Source organism: Jeotgalibacillus sp. 10bf12 (assembly GCF_055597105.1).
Genome location: NZ_CP200276.1, coordinates 2,216,563 through 2,236,727, shown reverse-complemented (window position 1 = coordinate 2,236,727; position 20,165 = coordinate 2,216,563). Strand labels below are relative to the sequence as shown.

20 protein-coding genes are annotated in these 20,165 nt (G+C 41.8%); all 20 read right to left on the bottom strand.

The annotated features are described in order from the left end of the window. Window positions 1-3: 3 nt before the first annotated feature. Complete coding sequence (locus DH10bf12_RS11625) at window positions 4-279, bottom strand: YggT family protein (RefSeq protein ID WP_471735449.1); 276 nt, start codon at window positions 277-279, stop codon at window positions 4-6. 23 nt (window positions 280-302) lie between these two features. After that, a complete protein-coding gene (locus tag DH10bf12_RS11620; protein WP_471735448.1) occupies window positions 303-713 on the bottom strand; it encodes a cell division protein SepF in 411 nt (136 codons plus the stop codon). 17 nt (window positions 714-730) lie between these two features. Further along, window positions 731-1,402 carry a YggS family pyridoxal phosphate-dependent enzyme gene (locus tag DH10bf12_RS11615; protein WP_471735447.1) on the bottom strand — a complete coding sequence of 224 codons (672 nt, stop codon included), beginning with the start codon at window positions 1,400-1,402 and terminating at the stop codon, window positions 731-733. Next, window positions 1,403-2,209, bottom strand: coding sequence for a peptidoglycan editing factor PgeF (gene pgeF, locus DH10bf12_RS11610; protein WP_471735446.1), 807 nt, complete (start codon window positions 2,207-2,209; stop codon window positions 1,403-1,405). 67 nt (window positions 2,210-2,276) lie between these two features. Beyond that, window positions 2,277-2,525, bottom strand: a complete 249-nt coding sequence (locus tag DH10bf12_RS11605) for a YlmC/YmxH family sporulation protein (RefSeq protein WP_471735445.1) — start codon at window positions 2,523-2,525, stop codon at window positions 2,277-2,279. A 145-nt stretch (window positions 2,526-2,670) separates the two neighbouring features. Beyond that, window positions 2,671-3,444 carry an RNA polymerase sporulation sigma factor SigG gene (gene sigG / locus DH10bf12_RS11600; RefSeq protein ID WP_471735444.1) on the bottom strand — a complete coding sequence of 258 codons (774 nt, stop codon included), beginning with the start codon at window positions 3,442-3,444 and terminating at the stop codon, window positions 2,671-2,673. A 94-nt stretch (window positions 3,445-3,538) separates the two neighbouring features. After that, a complete protein-coding gene (gene sigE / locus DH10bf12_RS11595) occupies window positions 3,539-4,249 on the bottom strand; it encodes an RNA polymerase sporulation sigma factor SigE (protein ID WP_471738230.1) in 711 nt (236 codons plus the stop codon). A 22-nt stretch (window positions 4,250-4,271) separates the two neighbouring features. Next, window positions 4,272-5,105, bottom strand: a complete 834-nt coding sequence (locus DH10bf12_RS11590; protein WP_471735443.1) for a sigma-E processing peptidase SpoIIGA — start codon at window positions 5,103-5,105, stop codon at window positions 4,272-4,274. Window positions 5,106-5,259: 154 nt separating this feature from the next. Next, entirely contained in the window at window positions 5,260-6,429 is a 1,170-nt protein-coding gene (gene ftsZ / locus DH10bf12_RS11585) for a cell division protein FtsZ (RefSeq protein WP_471735442.1), read from the bottom strand. Window positions 6,430-6,466: 37 nt separating this feature from the next. Then, the gene (ftsA, locus tag DH10bf12_RS11580) at window positions 6,467-7,759 is read right to left on the bottom strand and encodes a cell division protein FtsA (protein ID WP_471735441.1); all 1,293 of its coding nucleotides are present in this window, start codon (window positions 7,757-7,759) and stop codon (window positions 6,467-6,469) included. Window positions 7,760-7,952: 193 nt separating this feature from the next. Next, a complete protein-coding gene (locus tag DH10bf12_RS11575; RefSeq protein WP_471735440.1) occupies window positions 7,953-8,813 on the bottom strand; it encodes a cell division protein FtsQ/DivIB in 861 nt (286 codons plus the stop codon). Window positions 8,814-8,938: 125 nt separating this feature from the next. After that, window positions 8,939-10,012: a putative lipid II flippase FtsW gene (gene ftsW, locus DH10bf12_RS11570; RefSeq protein WP_471735439.1), complete on the bottom strand. Its 1,074-nt coding sequence runs from the start codon at window positions 10,010-10,012 to the stop codon at window positions 8,939-8,941. 22 nt (window positions 10,013-10,034) lie between these two features. Continuing rightward, the gene (gene murD / locus DH10bf12_RS11565) at window positions 10,035-11,387 is read right to left on the bottom strand and encodes a UDP-N-acetylmuramoyl-L-alanine--D-glutamate ligase (RefSeq protein WP_471735438.1); all 1,353 of its coding nucleotides are present in this window, start codon (window positions 11,385-11,387) and stop codon (window positions 10,035-10,037) included. Next, window positions 11,387-12,361, bottom strand: coding sequence for a phospho-N-acetylmuramoyl-pentapeptide-transferase (mraY, locus tag DH10bf12_RS11560; RefSeq protein WP_471735437.1), 975 nt, complete (start codon window positions 12,359-12,361; stop codon window positions 11,387-11,389). Before mraY ends, murD begins: the two co-directional genes overlap by 1 nt. Before the next feature lie 222 nt (window positions 12,362-12,583). Beyond that, complete coding sequence (locus tag DH10bf12_RS11555; RefSeq protein WP_471735436.1) at window positions 12,584-14,062, bottom strand: UDP-N-acetylmuramoyl-L-alanyl-D-glutamate--2,6-diaminopimelate ligase; 1,479 nt, start codon at window positions 14,060-14,062, stop codon at window positions 12,584-12,586. Between the two features lie 59 nt (window positions 14,063-14,121). Further along, window positions 14,122-16,038 (bottom strand): stage V sporulation protein D, encoded by a 1,917-nt coding sequence (locus tag DH10bf12_RS11550; RefSeq protein WP_471735435.1) that lies wholly within the window; start codon window positions 16,036-16,038, stop codon window positions 14,122-14,124. Between the two features lie 102 nt (window positions 16,039-16,140). Next, window positions 16,141-18,327, bottom strand: coding sequence for a penicillin-binding transpeptidase domain-containing protein (locus DH10bf12_RS11545; RefSeq protein ID WP_471735434.1), 2,187 nt, complete (start codon window positions 18,325-18,327; stop codon window positions 16,141-16,143). Next, window positions 18,324-18,677: a cell division protein FtsL gene (gene ftsL, locus DH10bf12_RS11540; RefSeq protein WP_471735433.1), complete on the bottom strand. Its 354-nt coding sequence runs from the start codon at window positions 18,675-18,677 to the stop codon at window positions 18,324-18,326. The genes DH10bf12_RS11545 and ftsL overlap by 4 nt, the downstream gene beginning before the upstream one ends. A 30-nt stretch (window positions 18,678-18,707) precedes the next feature. After that, entirely contained in the window at window positions 18,708-19,643 is a 936-nt protein-coding gene (gene rsmH, locus DH10bf12_RS11535) for a 16S rRNA (cytosine(1402)-N(4))-methyltransferase RsmH (RefSeq protein ID WP_471735432.1), read from the bottom strand. A gap of 25 nt (window positions 19,644-19,668) precedes the next feature. Beyond that, the gene (mraZ, locus tag DH10bf12_RS11530) at window positions 19,669-20,100 is read right to left on the bottom strand and encodes a division/cell wall cluster transcriptional repressor MraZ (protein ID WP_471735431.1); all 432 of its coding nucleotides are present in this window, start codon (window positions 20,098-20,100) and stop codon (window positions 19,669-19,671) included. Between the last annotated feature and the right edge of the window lie 65 nt (window positions 20,101-20,165).

Here is a 20,165-nt window from a genome sequence, read left to right as displayed (position 1 = left end):
GCTTTATAAAAGCATAATATATAACTGTTGCAATCCTGATCTCGCTAGGTTAAGTGCAATAATTGCAACAAGTGGCGAGATATCGATCATTCCAAGAGGTGGAATAATTTTTCTGAACGGCTCAAGATAGGGTTCGCAAATCTTCCCGAGAATCTGACCAAAACTGCTTTCTCTGGCATTAGGAAACCAGGAAAGAAGAATGTAAATAATCAGTGCGAAACTGAAAAAAGTTAATAAGGTGTCTAACACCGAAAAGATTAAACCTAAAACACTTTGCATGCTGCTTTTAACCACCCATCATTTTAATCTTCTTGAATCAGGTCAGTAATATTTCCGCTGACCTCTATATTATCAGGTGTACATAAAAAGATATCTGTACCTACACGCTGAATATCCCCGCCAATGGCATATACGGTTCCGCTGAGGAAATCAACGATCCGTTTCGCCTGATCTTTGCTGATTCTCTGAAGATTCACCACAACCGCACGGTGGCTTTTCAGGTGGTCAGCGATCTCCTGCGCTTCAGCATACATTCTTGGTTCCATCAGAACCATTTTAGAAGACTGCTGAACACTCTGAAGACTGACAACATTATGCTTTTGAGCAGGTTTTCTGACGCTTTTTACTTCCTCAGGTGTTTCTTCAGATACTTCTTCCATGTATTCCTCTTCTTCACCAAAGAAAAAATCTTTAAATTTCGTTTTCATCCCCATAACACGGATTTCCTCCTTTATTCTCCGACGAGCGAAGATCCGATTCTTATGTAGGTAGCTCCTTCTTCAATGGCAATGGTGAAGTCGTTTGACATTCCCATTGACAGCTCAGTGCAGGGTGCATGCTGCAGGTTTTTTGCAGCAATTGAGTCTCTCAGCACTGACAGCTGTTTAAAACAGCTACGGATCACCTCTTCATCTTCAGTCAGCGGTGCCATTGTCATTAATCCAATTACGTTTATTTTATCATAGTTTGCCAGTTCTTCGACAAATTGTCCCGCATTTTCTAGAGAAAGTCCATGTTTTTGTTCTTCCCCCGACACATTTACCTGGATAAAACAATCAACTTTATGCTCAGCCCGCTTTTGAATTTCTTTCGCGAGTGACATTCTGTCCAATGAATGCAGATAATCAATATCATTGATCACGTTTTTAACCTTTCTTGACTGTAATGACCCGATATAATGCCATTTAATATTTCCTGATACAGCATCACTTTTTTCCTTAAACCCTTCAGGTCGGTTTTCACCAAGATGAATAAGTCCTGCATCAACTGCTTCCTGTGTCCGTTCATCACTTACATATTTCGTTACGGCTACAATTTTAACTGAATCAGCCTGTCTTCCTGCACGTTCACAGGCTGAGTAGATTTTGTTATTAATCAGTTCAAGCTTTTCAGATACCTTCACTTACGATTCCCTCCATCCAATGACTGCCGACATTCTGCCTGTTTTCCCCTGATCTCTCCGGTGTGAAAAGAAAAGATCTTTATGACAGGATGTACACATTCCGCTCATTTCAATGTTCTGCTCCTTCACCCCGGCTGCCATAATAAGCTGTTTATTCAGCTCCTGCAGATTTAATCTGTATTGCCCTTCACCGAGGGTCTCATATATACGATCCTTATTTAAGTGCGCTGGAATCCTGTCAATAACACGCTGATCCACCTGGTAGCAGCACTCCCCAATAGACGGGCCGATCATGACATGCACCTTATCAGCACAGACGCCAGCTTCTTCTGCCTGTCTGATCATTTCTCCACCTATATTGCCGACTGATCCTTTCCACCCTGCATGAGCCACACCGGCATATCCGGTTTCAGGCTCAGCAAAATAGACGGGCACACAGTCCGCAAAACCAAGAGATAAGCCAATTCCCCGATCAAAAGTCCAGAGACCGTCTGCAGCTTTAACGGCTCTATCATATGATTCAATACCCATTCCCGCATGACGTGATGTCACCTGGACGACACGGGTGCCATGCACCTGATCTGCATAAATCCATTTATTTAATTCCCAACCGCTATTCTTGGCAACGATATGACGATTATTAATTACATCTTGACCCTGATCTTTTACATGCAAACCGGTATTCAATGTTGAAAAATCTCCTTTACTGACTCCGCCGTTTTTTGTGGTAAAGATTGCAGTCAGATTCGGAAATTGTTTTTTCCACTTAGTTGATTCCAGAAATGTATTTGTCTGGTCGATGTTCATTGAGATCAAACCTTTCTGTGCACGCAGAGATTCACTAAAATTGTATCATAAAACTGTGAAAATCTCTTTAATTGATTAGCCCGTCAGCTTTATCAATATTTTTCACCAGGATTACATCATTACCAATTTTCGCAACATCCTTCCACTTGATTCTGACTTCTTCACCCCGATTGAACCATCCACCGGAGGACTGCAGCACAAACGAATCAATCATACCTGTATACACGTTTAAATCGATATCTGCGATCAGGCCAAGCTTTTTTCCATCTGTAATCGAGACCACATCTTTAGATTGAAGATCAGAAATTCTCAACATTATCTCCCCCTTACACTATTCTATGCAAGTAGGCCTGTTTTACGATGCAATGAAAAAGAACCTGTGACAATATCGTCTCAGGTTCTTCAATCGTTCCACTTTGCTTTTTTTAAAGCAGTATTTGAAAATTGATGTACTTTGTACTTTAAGAAAAGTATTTGTTCATCTGCTTAATGGCTCCTTTTTCAAGGCGTGAGACCTGTGCCTGAGAAATCCCGATTTCTTCAGCAACCTCCATTTGTGTCTTACCATTAAAAAAGCGGTTTTTAACGATCAGACGTTCTCTGTCTTCAAGGTCTAGCATGCCCTCTCTGATTGACAACTCTTCAATCCAGCGATCATCGCTGACGCGGTTATCCTTGACCTGGTCCATGACATAGACCGGGTCTCCTCCATCCTGATAAACTGGCTCAAATAACGATACCGGTTCCTGAATCGCATCAAGTGCAAAAACAATGTCTTCTTCAGGAATATCAGCGCGTTTAGCAATTTCGCTGATTGTCGGTTCTTTTGAAGTTTCAGATATCAGTTCTTCTTTCGCCTTAAGAGATTTATAAGCAATGTCACGAAGCGATCTTGATACTCTAATTGGGTTGTTATCTCTCAGATGCCTTCTGATTTCTCCAATAATCATCGGTACAGCATAAGTAGAAAAACGCACATTCTGGCTCAAATCAAAATTATCAATTGATTTTAACAACCCGATACAGCCCACTTGAAACAGGTCATCCGGATTCTCGCTCCTGTGACTAAAACGCTGAATCACACTTAGTACAAGTCTCAGATTGCCGTATACAAGCTTTTCTCTCGCATCACGATCCCCGCTTTGAAAAGCAGAGAAATAAGCTCTCATTTCTTCGTTTTTATAAATTGGAAGTGTTGACGTATCTACACCACAAATTTCAACTTTCCGGGACATGAGATTTTCCTCCAGTCGGGAGTAATTGTTCTCGTTCAGTATGTCCCTGCTGGTAAAAAATATGCGGGCATCCATCGCAGGAAAAGAATGGCTTTTAAACCAGTTTTGCTACTTCTCTTTGCAGCCTTTTTATAATCCTTTTTTCTAGCCTTGATATGTAGGACTGGGAGATCCCCATCATATCTGCTACATCTTTTTGGGTATGCTCTTTTCTGCCATTCAATCCGAATCTTGATTCAATAATAAATGATTCTTTTTCATCTAAAATATTCAATGCCTGATAAAGCAGAACCCGGTCCATTTTCTCTTCTATCCCTTTGACGATCAGGTCGTTTTCGGTTCCCATCACATCAGACAGCAAAAGCTCGTTCCCATCCCAATCTGTGTTAAGCGGCTCATCAAACGATACTTCAGATCTTAATTTACTTGTTCTTCTCAGGTACATAAGTATTTCATTCTCGATACATCTGGATGCATAAGTGGCAAGCTTAATATTCTTCTCAATGTTAAATGTATTAATCGCCTTTATTAGTCCGATTGTACCTATACTTATCAGATCTTCTAAATTAATTCCTGTATTTTCAAATTTCCTTGATATATAGACAACAAGTCTGAGATTTCTTTCGATCAATAAAGACCTGGCCTGCTCATCTCCTTTTGCCAATCTCGCTAACACCTTGGCTTCTTCAGGCCTCTCAAGCGGCGATGGGAGTGCTTCACTACCACCAATATAATGAATTTCTTTTGCCTTTATTTTACCAGCAACCTGTACAAGCCATAATTGAACTTTCTTTTTTGCATCCAGTAAATTCAATTCACAGCACTCCTTATTTTTGATAGCATTGCAGCATTTGCATTGGACTCAGCAGACAATGACAGGACTGCTCTACATAATATTGTTCTTTGCTGAATACAACTGGGATGTTTTCAAATACAAATGTTTCTCCATTTGAAGTAACCTCTACTTTTTCACATTCAACTCCAAGCAGAATTTCACATGCTGAATGGACTGATTTTGAAGGAATAAATGAAATTCTCTCCTTCCACTGATCAGGACATGCGGAAATGCCATTCAGATAGGCAACTACTTCTTCTGGTAACAATTCCGATGAGACATTGGCATCAGCAAACATCACAGGCTTCCCGCTAAAAGGGGCAGATAGTGCATTCCCTGAATCAAGGTACCCTTTACCAAACCAAATTGCCTGCCCCTGCTTGAGTTTAACTTCACAGATAAAAGAAGCTTGTACAGATGAAAAACTGATCCAGTCAGCAATTTTCATCGAAAAAATCAGATGACCAGTCAAAAAAATAAGTAATAAAACCACACATGAATAAAATAACTGAAAATTCAGTAAATTTACTGTATAAAGTGTCATGGAGCCTGAGGAAAAAATAAATAATAAAATAAGTGCTGCATGTAACACCATTTGTCTTTTTACAGTATATTTACTGATCACAAGAACAGACACTGCGGCTAAAAAACCTGACAATTGAGGATGATATGTTACTATAAGACATTCCGTCAGCGTATATAAAAACAATATGCCACTCGCCAGACGGATATTAATTCCAGTCTTCAGACATCTGCTGACAGCGAACAATACGAGTAGTCCCCCACAAATATTTACAAGCAGTAAATACTCGAAATACAATGTCATTCATCCCGTCCTCCCAATAACCACATTCTACAAATAACTAAGAACGAAACTTGTCAATTTCTATAGCAATTTTAATAAATCGTTGGATAAATTACGCCATCATGCCACAAAAAAAAGAACCTGAGATCAGATGTCTCAGGTTCTTTAAATTTAATTATCCTCTGCGTCTGTTACGGTTACGCAGGAATGTAGGGATATCAAGTGTATCTTCGACAGGCTGCTGGTTGCGCTGCTCTGCCTGAGGCGCTTCTTCGCGCTCGCGGTGATGCTGCTCGCGCACTGGCTCTCTTTCTCTTTCACGCTTAGGCTGCTGAGGCTGCTGTCTTACCTGACCACCCATTTGCGGACGTGCAGGCTTCGCCTGATTCAGCTGTTCGTTGAATCCAGTGGCAATGACTGTAACCAGAATTTCATCCTTCAGATCTTCATCAATCACTGATCCGAAAATCATGTTTACTTCCTGGTCAGAAGCACTTGCAACAATATCAGCAGCTTCCTGAACTTCATACAGGCTTAAGTTCGTTCCACCTGTAATGTTCATCAGGACACCCTGTGCGCCGTCAATCGATGTTTCAAGTAATGGACTTGAGATTGCTTTCTTAGCAGCTTCTGAAGCACGGTTTTCACCTGAAGCAATACCAATACCCATTAATGCAGATCCTTTGTTAGACATAATTGTCTTCACGTCTGCGAAGTCCAGGTTGATTAGTCCAGGTACCGCGATTAAGTCTGAGATACCCTGAACACCCTGACGCAGTACGTTATCAGCTTCACGGAATGCTTCAAGCATTGGTGTACTCTTATCAACAATTTCAAGAAGTCTGTCGTTTGGAATCACGATCAGTGTATCAACTGCTTCTTTCATTGAACTGATTCCGCCTGCTGCCTGCGTCGCACGCTTACGTCCTTCAAATGTAAATGGACGTGTAACAACTCCGACTGTCAGACTTCCAAGTTCTCTGGCAATTTGTGCAATAACAGGTGCAGCACCTGTTCCGGTTCCGCCACCCATACCTGCTGTAACGAATACCATGTCTGCGCCCTTGATTGCTTCTTCGATCTGCTCGCGGCTTTCTTCAGCTGCTTTTTTACCCACTTCAGGGTTTGCACCTGCACCAAGACCGCGCGTAAGTTTGCCGCCGATCTGCATTTTAATTTCAGCTTTTGAAAGATTAAGTGCCTGTGCGTCTGTATTTACTGCTATAAATTCTACTCCCTGCACACCGTGCTCGATCATACGGTTAACAGCATTATTTCCGCCGCCGCCTACACCGATGACTTTTATCGTTGCCAGGGAATCAACATTCGTATCGAAATCTAACATCGCAAATCCTCCTAATTCAAATTACTTTCCGGATCTCCTATTCAAAGAAGTATCCAAACAGTTTTTTAAATCTTCCCTCTTCATTTTTCTGCTTTGGCTTCTGCTGCTTAGTACCAGATTCAGTATTTCTAGGTTTTTTCTGAGCATGTTCATGCTGGTCATATTCTGATGCTGAAGGCTGCTTATCAGCCTGCCCCTGAAGTTTGGCATGTTTATATGCATATTTAATTAACCCTACTGCTGTTGTATATTGAGGTTCTCTTACCCCGATATAATCCGGTACAGCTACCCGAACCTGGTTTTGCAATACTGCCTGTCCAAGTTCAAGCACACCTGGCATCGCAGCTGATCCGCCAGTCAGAACAAATCCGCCAGGCAAATCGTGGATGTTAAGCCTCTTTAATTCATTCAATACCAGTTCAAACATCTCTTCCATTCGAACCTCTATAATATCAGAGATTTCCAGCTGATTAAATTGCTGATGCTGGTCACTTCCAATAATCGGCACACTGAACACTTCATCTTCTGATGCATAGTCATAAAACGCATGGCCGTGCTTGCGCTTAATTTTTTCAGCATCATCTGTTGTCGTTCTCAGTCCGATTGAAAGATCTTTTGTGATATGTTCACCACCGGCAGGCACTGTAGATGCTGCAATTAGATGCCCATGTTCAAACACTGCGATACTGGTAGACCCTCCACCGATATCAATAATAGCAGTGCCAAGATCCTGTTCATCTTTTGACAGTGCAATCGTACCTGCAGCTAATGGCTGCAGAAAAATGTCTGCAACTTCTAGACCTGCTTTTTCCACACAGCGTAAAATGTTATGAAGCATCGTTTTCGAGCCTGTTACAACTGTACCTTCAAGCTCAAGTCTGACGCCGATCATCCCACGTGGATCCTTAATTTCGTCAAGTCCATCCACAATAAACTGTCGCGGTACTACGTTAATTAATTCTCTGTCAGGTGACATTGGCATAACCTGCGCTGCATCGAGTACACGCGCAATATCCTCATCACGGATTTCTTTATCATCTGAAGAAACTGCCACTACTCCATGGCATGGCTGCAAGGCTACATGGTTTGCTGGTATTCCGACAATTACGTTATGTATTGAAAGACCCGTCATCCGTTCAGCCTGATCGACTGCTTTCTGGATTGATTGTACGGTTTCATCAATATCTACAATTGATCCTTTACGGATTCCCTCGGATTCTACATTTCCAACCCCAATAATATTCACTGAATCATGGACCAATTCTGCAATGACTACTTTGACAGAAGATGATCCTATGTCAAGACTGACATAATATTCGTTATTGCTCACGTGTGGCACCTCCTTCGAACATTGTTCCCATTCATTTTAATCATTTAAATTTTCATTTTTATCTGCTGTTTATAGAAAGCTTTTTTACAAGTTTCACGTTTGAAACCTCAATAGGTATAGTCTACACCAATTGAGATACTCAGAAAAGTAATAAATGACCGATATTACTGACAAATTCATACTTTAACAGGATTTACCCCTCTGAGTTTTCCTCTATTGTTGGTACATCGTTGTCAGGCAGCCCTTCAGCAGCTTCTTCTATCTGCTCTTCAAGCGCTTCCTCTGTATCCCCTTCAGCAGCTTCCCCTGCATCATAAGCACGGAAATAAGAACCAACTTCCAAGTCAATGATTCCTCTGACTTCAGGATCCAGCTGACTCACAATTGAAGGATAATGAGTCATTTTTTCAACAAGTGAAGGAATGACTGCATGAACTTCAAAACCATCGTTCATATATATTATGATTCTATTGGAGTCAACTTCAGATGGAGAATAATGCACTTCAGAAATGGAGTTTATAACATTTCCCGGAAGGTCTGACAGAGCGGATGCAAGATCATTTACGATTTCCCCCTGCTGAAAGCCATTCAGTACCGGCGCACTGAAATCAATATCCTGGACAGGCAGAGGCTCACCAATAAAGCCATTTTCGTATACAGCTCGATAAAGCTGCCCTTCTCTACTGAGTGCTACTTTGTCAAATTCTTCAATGATCACTTCTACATTTAAAGGCAAATCCCTTTTTATTTCTGCGTCCTTGATCATCTCATTATCTTTCAGTCTGTTTTCGGCTTCTTCAGTATCTAATGTCCAATACGGATCTCCGGTTGAAATACCGCTCAATTGAACTGTCTGATCTTCAGAGACACCGCTATTACCTGTTATTTGAATGTTCTGCACTTTACTGTAAGGTGATTGAAAGTACAGGACAATAATAATCATGAAGACGAATAGCAACACCACTCCAACTAAGCGCCTGTTTGCTCTTTTACGCCGGCGCTGTCTTAATTGGGGCACTCTGTCTTCAAGTGAGACAACCGGCTTGCGTTTCATTCATTTCACTCCAGTCATGCGGTTACCCGCAATCACATTACTCTTTATAAATCTACCCTAATACTACACTATTGTACGCTTAGAAAATACAGAAACTTGTTGATCGTCATGAAAATGTAAAATACCTAATTCCCTGTATGCCTGCTGATATTCAGTAATATTCCGCTCATACTCAGCACAACCATCAGTGAAGACCCGCCATAGCTGAAAAACGGAAGTGTAATACCAGTCACAGGAATCAGTCCAATCACAACTGAGATATTCATGACAGCTTGAAGACCAAGCGAGATTGTGATCCCACCTGCGAGCAGTTTACTGAAGCTGTCAGGTGCATGGATTGCAATCAGTATTCCCCGCCAGATAACAGCTGAAAATAAACAAACGATCAGAATACTCCCTGCAAGTCCCAGTTCCTCAGCAGCAATTGCAAAAATAAAATCATTTTGTGGTTCAGGCAGATAAAAATGCTTTTGTCTGCTCTCAAAGAAACCTGCACCAAAAAGCCCGCCAGGACCTGCTGCATACAGTGACTGGATAATCTGAAAACCTGCCCCGAGCGGATCCTGCCAGGGGTCTATAAATGAATAGATCCTCTGCATTCTATATGGTGCAGCGATAACCAGGCCTGCGAAACCCGCCATTCCTGCCCCGAACAAACATAAAAAAAACCGGAGACTGACACCAGCTAAGAATAACAGCGATAAACCACTTCCCGCTAAGACGGTCCCGGTTCCCAAATCAGGCTGAAGCATCACGATGCCAAAAGGGAATAAAACGACAAGCATCAGAAATACAGTTTGCTTAATTGAAAGCTTTTTTCTTTGTGTGCTGATCAAGCCTGCAGTCAGCATCAGAACTCCGGCCTTTGCCAGTTCAGCAGGCTGAATTGACAAAGGCCCGACACCGATCCAGCTTTGAGATCCGTTTCTTTCAAGACCGATACCCGGAATGAGAACAATTACAAGTAAAATAACCGTAACAAAATAAATTGATTTGGCATGTCTGTACCAAAAAAGATAATCAATCTTTGACACAATCAGCATGACAATGAGTCCGGCAGCTAAGTAAACAGCCTGTCTTGCCGAAAAAAAATGGGCATTACCGAAACGGTCTAATGCCCATACACTGCTTGCGCTATCAATTAACAATACACCAAATACTGAACAGATCAGTACGAAAGTAAAGAGTAGACGATCCATGCAACTCGTCCCTTCAACGTATTTATTTCAGCTTATTCACCGCTTCAATAAATATGTCTCCGCGAACTTCAAATGTTGGGTATTGATCCCAGCTTGCACATGCCGGTGACAACAGCACAACATCCCCGCCTTCTGCAACCTCTGCTGCTGCAGTGACTGCTTCATTAATGTCTTTCACACGAATCACATTGGCAACACCTGCACGGTTAGCTGTTTCAGCCATTTTATCTGCAGTTTCACCAAAAACGACAGCTGTTTTCACATGCGACATGGATCCGGCTAATTCTTCAAAGGTATTTCCTCTGTCCAGACCGCCACATAAAAGAATTGTTGGCGAATTAAATGCATCGAGTGCACTCTGAGTGGCAAGTATGTTTGTTGCTTTTGAATCATTATAGAACTTAATATCTTTCCATTCTCTTACAAACTGTGTACGGTGCTTCACCCCGGAGAATTCCGCCAGTACTTTTCTGATACTTTCATCAGCCACACCATAAAGCTTAGCTGCACCAATGGCTGCCATAATATTCTCGAGGTTATGTCTGCCTGGAAGAACAATATCTTTTAATGAAACGACTGCTTCCCCATTCATATAAATCTTTTCCCCATCGCTTGAAATGCCTTTTTCTAAAAATTTCTTTGTAGAGAAAGGAACAATCTGAGCTTTTGTATGATCGACTGCAGCCATCAGTTCTTCCTGATCAGCATTTACGATCAAATAATCACCAGCTGTCTGATTTCTGGTAATGGCTGCTTTCGCTCCAACATATTCCTCTTTAGAAGAATGATAATCCAGGTGCGCATCATAAATGTTTGTGATGATTGAAATAGAAGGTGCAAATTGTCTGATACCCATCAGCTGAAATGATGATAATTCAACCACCATCGCTTCATCAGGTTTTGCAATCTGAGCGACTTCGCATGCTACTGTACCAATATTACCTGCTGCATAAGATTTCTTATTGTCTTTTGAAATCATTTCATGAATCAAAGTAGTTGTTGTCGTTTTACCGTTAGTTCCGGTTACACCAATGATAGCCGCTTCACTGATATTGTAAGCAAGCTCTACTTCAGTCAGAACCGTCAGCCCCTTGGCTATCGCTCCTTTAATGAGAGGGTTGGAATAAGGAATACCAGGGTTCTTTACGATCAGCTCAAAACCTTCATCAAGCAATTCAACCGGGTGACTGCCGCAGATCACTTTAATCCCCTGATCCAGCAGCTGTTGGGCATCCCTGTTCTCAGATAGAGGCTTCCAGTCATTCACAGTAACAAAAGCGCCCAGTCTATGAAGAAGCAATGATGCCGCGACACCACTTTTAGCCAGTCCCACAACTAATACTTTTTTATTTTGATATCCTTTATAATCAATCATCAGCCGTACACTCCTATCAGAACGCCCAAGATCCCAGCAGCAAGTCCAACTGTCCAGAAGACAGTAACTACTTTCCACTCTGACCAGCCAGTCAGTTCAAAGTGGTGATGAAGCGGGCTCATCTTGAACACTCGTTTTCCAGTAGTTTTAAAAGAAGTTACCTGTATCATGACAGATAGTGTTTCCAGTACAAAAACAATTCCAATTAATAAAAGTAAGACTTCCTGTTTTGCCAGTAAGGATACGGTACCAATCGCTCCACCAAGTGCAAGTGACCCGGTATCACCCATAAAGACTTTAGCAGGATGCGCATTAAATAGTAAGAATCCAAGTAATGCACCCACAGCTGACATACAGAAGATTGCAAGTGCCAGCTGATCCTGCTGCCAGGCGATCAATGCGAATGCACCAAAAGCAATGACTGCTGTCCCTGACACAAGTCCGTCAAGTCCGTCTGTTAAGTTAACTGCATTGGAGAATCCAACCAGCCAGAAAATAACAAATGCCACATAAACAATTCCAAGATTTAATTCAATTGATGTAAAAGGAATTGAAATAATGGATGAAAAATCATTGGCGCTAAAAATAATATAGAATATTATTGCAATCACAATCTGACCAAGAAGCTTCTGCTTTGAAGTTAATCCAAGGTTTCGTTTTTTTGCAACTTTTATAAAATCATCTAAAAACCCGAGAACGCCGAATGTAATTGTAACCATTAATAATAAGAGCGTGGTAACAGAGAGCACTCCGTAAATTGCGCTGACGATAACAGTCGCAAGTGTCATCGCGCTCAGGATGATCAGGCCGCCCATTGTTGGTGTACCTGATTTTTTCTGGTGGGACTGAGGTCCTTCTTCCCTGATACTTTGTCCAAACTTTAATCTTCTTAAATAAGGAATAAATAGCGGTGCTGCCGCTGCTGAAATTCCAAATCCAAATATCGCTGCTAACACTACAGCTAATACTGACATCCTGCTTCCTCCTAACAAATCATTCCAGTTTATTGTACTTTTTATGTTGTATGCTGACAATCTCTCATTTTACCATAATTGCAATGATTATAGCGCTAAAGTTTTTTACATTTTAATTTCAGTACAGGATGATCTTTATACAATTGAAAAAAGCCTGCGACATGAATATGTCACAGACTCACAGTCAGGCTTATCTTGTGTTCTAATTCTGTATTTTTACTTTTACAGATCTTCTAGCTGATATTCATTTAAACAATCCTCTGCAACAGACTTATCATCAAATAGGATTTTATCGTTTTGTATCAGTTGAAATTTTTCATGCCCCTTCCCTGCTATAATGACGATATCACCTTCTGACGCTTTGGAGATCGCATATTTAATTGCATCACGTCTATCCACAATTGTTTTGTAGGCTCTACCGTGAACACCCTTTTCCATATCTCTCAGGATCTTCCCTGGATCTTCAGTTCTCGGATTGTCTGATGTAAAAATCGCTTGATCCGCGTGTTCGCAGGCGATTCTCGCCATAACAGGTCTTTTAGCCCTGTCTCTGTCACCCCCACACCCAATCACAATAATCAGCTTACGGGGGTTCATTTTTCGGGCAGCACTTAGTATATTCTTTAAACTGTCAGGTGTATGGGCATAATCCACAATGACAGTAAATGGTCTTTTATGTTTGACGATCTCAAAGCGTCCAGGAACGCCCGATAAACCTTCAAGTCCTCTAACAATGATTTCAATTGGTACTCTCATCACAAAAGCAGCAGCTGCTGAAGCCAGCGCATTATATACATTAAATAAACCTGCAAAATTCAGTTGAATATCTGCTTTTCCTGATGGTGTACAAAGTGTAAAAGCTGTCGTTTCTTTCGATTGATTCAGATTTTCAGCGTAAATATCCGCTTCTGCTGTTAAGCCATATGTGATGATATGCGCAGAGGTTGCTGCTGTAATCTCTTCTGTAAACGGATCGTCATAGTTTAACACAGCAAATTTTGGGGCGTTTTTTATATGGGTGTGCCCAAGCTGCGAAAACAAAAGCGTTTTTGACCACTTGTAATGTTCCATCGTTTCATGATAGTCAAGATGATCCTGCGTCAGATTTGTAAATATGGCAACATCAACATCACAGCCAAACATCCTGCCCTGAGACAGGCCATGTGAAGACGCTTCAAGCACAGCTGCCTTCACTCCAACAGATCTGAATTCTGCTAATGTCTGCTGAAGCAGCAGGCTGTCTGGTGTTGTATTCTCGGCTTTTTTCACCTGATTTCCCTGTTTCATATACAGTGTGCCGATGATCCCGGTCTTTGTTTCATTTGATTCTAAAATCGCCTGAAGCATATGTGTTACAGTTGTTTTGCCATTCGTACCGGTTACACCGATCACCTTCAGATCAAAACTCGGGTAATCATAAAAATGATTCGCAATGCAGGCAAGCGCGTGCCTTGGATGCTTTACGATCACGATAGGAACACTCAAGTGATGTTCACTGTCAGATAAAATAGCCACAGCCCCTTTTTCTATTGCCTTTTCAATATAAAACCTGCCATCAGCTTTTTCACCTTTCATCGCAGCAAAAAGTGATCCAGGCTCAACATCCTGATGATGATGGCATACCTTCAGGATCTCAGGGTCTGATCCAGGGCCTTTCATCTCATACAGAGGAAGGCATCCTGTCAGATCTGAAAGTCTCATAAACCCAACTCCTCGAACATTTCTTATATTGTTATTTTACCTGATAGGTCGAAAGAATGCTATTGACCAATAAATATTCGAAGTGTCTCACCTTCCGGAATAACTGTTCCGGCTTCTGGTGACTGTCTGATCACTTTTTTTCCTTCTCCTTTAATTTCAAGGTTTACGTTTAGATGCAGATCTAATAATTCGCTTTTAGTCTTTCCTATTAAATCAGGTACTTTGATTTCGGGAGGATCTGTCCACCTGACTTCCTTTTCAATTTGATCTTTCCTTTTTTCCACGCCCAGTACATTTAAAGATTCTTCAATGATGTTCCCTACTATTGGCGCTGCCACTACTCCACCAAATTGTATTGTGTTTTTAGGATGATCCACTGCAAGATAAACAAGGATTTCCGGATCATCACTTGGTGCAAACCCGATAAAGGAAACGATATAACTGTCTTTCATATATTGGCCATTTTCAACTTTTTGCGCGGTCCCTGTTTTCCCGCCTACTCTGTAGCCTTCTACAAAAGCCCCGCGTCCGGTTCCCTGTGCCACAACAGATTCAAGCGCTTCCCTCATTTCTGCTGACACATCTTCAGAGATTACTTTTTTCTTCATTTTTACAGGTGTTTCATGTAAAGTCTCCCCTGATATTGGATCTGTCCATTTCTTGGTGATAACTGGTGTTGGCAGTGTACCGCCATTGATGACCGCCGAGACCGCTGCTGCCTGCTGGATTGGTGTTACTGAAACACCTTGACCAAAAGCAGTTGTCGCCTGTTCCACCGGACCCATATTTTCAGGCTTGAATAAGATCCCGCTCGCTTCCCCGGTTAAATCAATTCCTGTTTTTTGTCCAAATCCAAAATCATGTATATAAGATAATAGCCTATCTTTACCGAGTCTGTTACCAAGCTCAATAAATCCAGGGTTGCATGAGTTTTGGACAACCTCAAGAAAAGTCTGGCTGCCGTGTCCTTCCCGCTGCCAGCAGTGAAGGTGAACTCCTCCCACCTCAACATGTCCGCTGTCGTAAAAGCTTTCTTTCTCCAGATCAACCAGACCTTCTTCAAGAGCAGCAGCCAGCGTAATGATTTTAAATGTTGAGCCTGGTTCATACGTCCGCCAGATCGGCAGCACCCGATTATATATATCCGGAGAGAACTTCTGATAATGAGAAGGATCAAAGTCAGGTCTAGATGCCATACCGAGAATTTCACCTGTTTTAGGGCTCATTGCAATCGCGAGAATCTGATCTGCATCATATGTTTCCTGTGCATTCGTTAACTCCCGTTCAAGTACATTCTGTACATCCAGGTCAATGGTTAAATGAAGATCCATTCCATGAGTTGGTTCTTTATGGTATGACCCCTGATCCATCTCTTTACCTTTGGCATCCGTAAATAAGCCTTCTGCTCCCTTAACGCCATATAGTTGCTCATCATAAAGCAATTCAAGGCCGGATAGTCCTCTATTATCTACACCGATGAATCCAAGAACATGAGAAAGCATCCTTCCCTGAGGATAAGATCGCTTATAATCGTCTGCTATATATACGCCTGGCAATGCTGCTTCCTCAAGGGCACGGACCTGTTCAAAATTAAGCTTTCTTCCTTCAGGATGAAGTTTTTCAATAGACCCTTTCCTGGATACAAACTCTTTCGCTTTTTCCTCGGGCACTTTTAAAATGTCACTTAACTGAGTGGCGGTATGATCCCTGTCTTCAATTTGTTTTGGAATAATAAAAAGACTCGGTGCTGACTCATTTGACACAATGGGCTTACCGTTACGGTCATAGATCGTTCCCCTTTTAGGTTCAAGCGGCAATTCCCTTGTCCAGCTTTCAATCGCTTTTTCATAAAGCTGCTCATGCGCAATTACCTGTACGTAAAAAAGTCTGATCACTACGACGAACAAGAGCAGAAGAAATAAAAAAAATACAATGACTAGCCTTTTTTTCAACAGCCTCTCAGAAAAATGCTGCACACTGCTCCTCCTGTCTTTAGCATATATAATTCATCGTATGCAGTAAGTATAAACGTATGCAAAAAGCCCTTTCTGATCAATCATCAGAAAAGGCTTTTTGTTTTAGTCCTGCGGAAGCTCACTATCTTCTTCCGGCTGACTTAATCTGTTTCTGGTTTCTTCAGGTGTTTCAAATTTGACTGTTAATGGCTGATCAGCACTGATAACTGTTTCAGCGGTCAGATTTTGGGAAACAGCGAAACCAGTCCCAGTTGCATTCAGTTCAAGGTCTGCAGCGGCTGCCGCGCGCACGACATCTCTGTATGACCATCCAGTGAAGTCAGGAATGGTTAACTCCCCATCTGTGACTATAATCAATCTTTCTCCTGCGATTAACTCATTGTGTTTTGTAGACTGATCCTGAATCGTTTCACCGTTACCGATCATTTCAACCTTCAACCCCATACTTTCTAGGTCTTCTTTTACAGTAACAGCTGATTGTCCGGTATAATCTTCAACCGCTATACTTTCTTTCATAGGTGCTTCAGCAGGTTGGATATTCCGGTATTTCAGACTGTTTAACATGACAGGATTAAATACTTTGGAAACCGGAATTGAACTGATTTCATCTTCCGGCAGATCCGGCTGCTGAATACCAATATATACGATGAGTTCCGGATCATCAGCCGGTGCCATACCGATGAATGAGAAGAGATAATTGGATCTTCCTGTCATATAACGGCCCGTTTCCGGATCAGGAATCTGAGCAGTACCCGATTTCCCTGATACTTCATAACCCGGAATACTAAATGGCTGCCCCGTTCCGACCTCACTTGTGACAGTCGATGCTAGGTACTCCCTGACTTTAGCAGCAGTATCAGCTGAAATTGGCTGACCGCTGACTTCTGATTCACCTTCATATACGGCTTCCCCGGTTTCAGGGTTTACAACTTTAGACAGAACATAGGGTTTTTTCATATTCCCATCACCTGCAATGGCAGTTTCGGCCTGAATCATTTGAAGAGGTGTTACCGTAGTTCCCTGTCCAAAGATCGTTGTTACTTTTTCAATCGGGTAATTATATAGAATATTACCTGGAGCTTCATTCGGTAAATCGATCTCAGTAGGCTGTCCGAACCCGAAATCATTCAGATAATTTCTATAAACATCGTCACCCATCTGCTCAAGCAGCTTTGCAAAAGCAGTATTTGACGAACGCTGCACACCTTCTAAGTAACTGATGGTTCCCCAGCCACTGACATTATGGTCATTAATTTTCTGTCCAAGCACGTCATATGAACCTGACTGATATGTCGCATCCGGATTAAAAACACCCTCTTCAACTGCAGCTGCAAGTGAAAATGTTTTAAACGTGGACCCTGGTTCGAACGTACTCTCCACAATTTGGTTATACCAGTTATCACTTAACCCGACCCTTGTATCAGGATCAAATGTAGGCCGCTGGCTCATTGCGAGAATTTCACCTGTTTTCGCATCTGCCACGACACCGAACATCTTTTCCGGGTTATATTCATCTGATACCTGACTCAGTGCATCTTCAAGAAATGTCTGGATTTTTTTATCGATTGTCAGATATACATCGTGACCATCCTGAGCTTTTTGAATCGCTTCTTCTCCACCCGGAAGAAGAAAACCTCTTGCATCCGTTTCAAATGAAAGCTTGCCATTCTGACCTTCAAGATACTGATTCAGGTTTCTTTCCACACCCATCTGGCCAACCGTTTTTACTAGACCGTCTTCATTTTCCTCTGGCTGCGCATAGCCAATCAGATGTGAAGAAAAGATGCCATTGGGATAGAACCGCTTTAAATCCTGGAGGAAAAAGATGCCCGGCAGTTCTGCATCTTCAATTTGCTGTTTAATTTCAAGCGGAATATCCTTACCTTCTGTTCCGAATTCAACCTGTTTCCGGTCCTGCGTTAAAATATCCAGAATTTCAGCTTCGCTTAAATCAAGATACTGCGCAAGTGTTGAAGCCGTATCCTCGGGGTTAAACACATGTCTCGGATTTTCTTCATTTGTTGTCAGGTTTTCATCTAAAACTGCCACAATTTTATATGTCTGGGTATCTTCAGCAATGACTTCTCCGTTCCGATCAAGAATCTTGCCTCTTTCAGCTTCGAGAATCTGACTTCTTGCATACTGCGCCTGCGCCTGGGCGGCTAAGTCTCTTCCTTCCGCTTCACCTGTGATTTGCAGTGTCAAAAACCTTGTGATCAATAAAAAAAAGAGAGCGCTAAATACTGTAAACAGCAGGTAGGCTCCCCAATTCTTTTTCAATTTCCTCATGGCTGCTGCACAACCTTAACATTTGAATCATTCAGCGTGAGTCCAAGCTCTTTTGCCTTTTCCCATACACGCTCATATGTACTCATCTGGCTTACCTGAATCGTCAAATCGTTATTCACATTTTCCTGGGCCAGTACAGTTGATTCCAACTGTTGAATTTCTTTGTTTGTACTGTAGATCTCAGCCTGCGCTGTAATAATATGAAGACTCGCAAAGCAAACAAATGCAGCAAATACAGCAGCGATCACTTTTTCACCAAGCGTAAATGCAGAAGATCTCTTTCTCAGTACTCTTTTAGGCTCGGCTTGAGTAGACGGCTTGTGCTCGACCTTCCTTGCAGTGTTCATCATTCTATTTCCCCCATTTCATATTTATCTATTTTATTTGTTTTTCTCCGCAATTCTGAGCTTGGCAGAGCGTGATCTGTTATTATGTTCTAATTCTTCTTCGCTTGCTAAAATCGGTTTTCTCGTAACGAGCTTTAATACAGGTTCATATCCTTCAGGAATAACCGGCATTCCCGGTGGCAATTCCGGGCCTTTAGAAGCTTCTTTAAACATCGTCTTGCAGATTCTGTCTTCTAAAGAATGAAATGTAATGACGCTGATCCTTCCCCCAGGCTTCAGCATGTCAATTGCCTGCTCAATAGATTCCTCAATGACACCAAGTTCATCGTTTACAGCAATCCTGATTGCCTGAAAAATACGCTTTGCAGGATGACCGCCTTTTCTTCTTGCCGGCGCCGGAATTCCGTCTTTGATCAGCTCCACAAGTTCAGCCGTCGTTTCAATCGGATTCTTTTCTCTTGCTGCTTCAATCTTACGGGCAATCTGCTTAGAAAATTTTTCTTCCCCATATCTGAAAAAGATTCTGACCAGATCCTGATACGCCCATTCATTTACAACTTCTCTTGCCGACAAATCCGCCGATTGATCCATTCTCATATCAAGTGGTGCGTCGTGGTGATAGCTGAATCCTCTTTCAGGTGTATCAAGCTGTGGTGATGAAACGCCGAGGTCATATAAAATGCCATCAACTTTTTCCACACCCAGGTCGTTTAATTCACTTTTCAAATGCCTGAAGTTTGACTGGATAAAAGTAACTTGTCCATCATAAGGCTTCAACTTTTCTCTTGCGTGTTCAATTGCCGTCTCATCCTGATCAAAGCAATAAAGGTGTCCTTCATGCGATAACTGGGATAATAAGTACTCACTGTGTCCTGCACCACCAAGGGTACAGTCTACATAAATACCGTCCTTTTTTATATTTAGTCCATCAACTGTTTCTTTCAGAAGGACAGTAGTATGATCAAACATCCTTGCCACCTCAACACTTTAAATTCTATAAGTCGAAATCTATCAGGTTTTCTGCTATTTCTGCGAACGACTCTTCCGATTCAGTAAGATAGTCGCTCCACACTGCTTTATCCCAGATTTCAATTCTTGATGATACACCGATAATCATGCATTCTTTTTCAATTTTCGCATAGTCAATCAGGTTTTTAGGGAGATTGATTCTTCCCTGCTTGTCAATTTCACATTCCACTGCACCCGAGAAGAAGAATCTCGCAAATGCTCTGGCATCTTTTTTCGTGACAGGTAGAGAACGTACTTTTTCTTCAAGGCGTCGCCATTCATCCATAGGATAACCAAATAAACACTGATCAAGACCCCTTGTGATAACAAAAAGATCTTTCACATGTTCACGGTATTTTGCAGGGACAATGATTCTCCCTTTTGTATCGATTGAATGCTGATACTCACCCATGAACATCCGGCTTCCCACCTCTCAAAATAAATGTACCACAGTCCCCCACTTTGTACCACTCGTTTCTCATA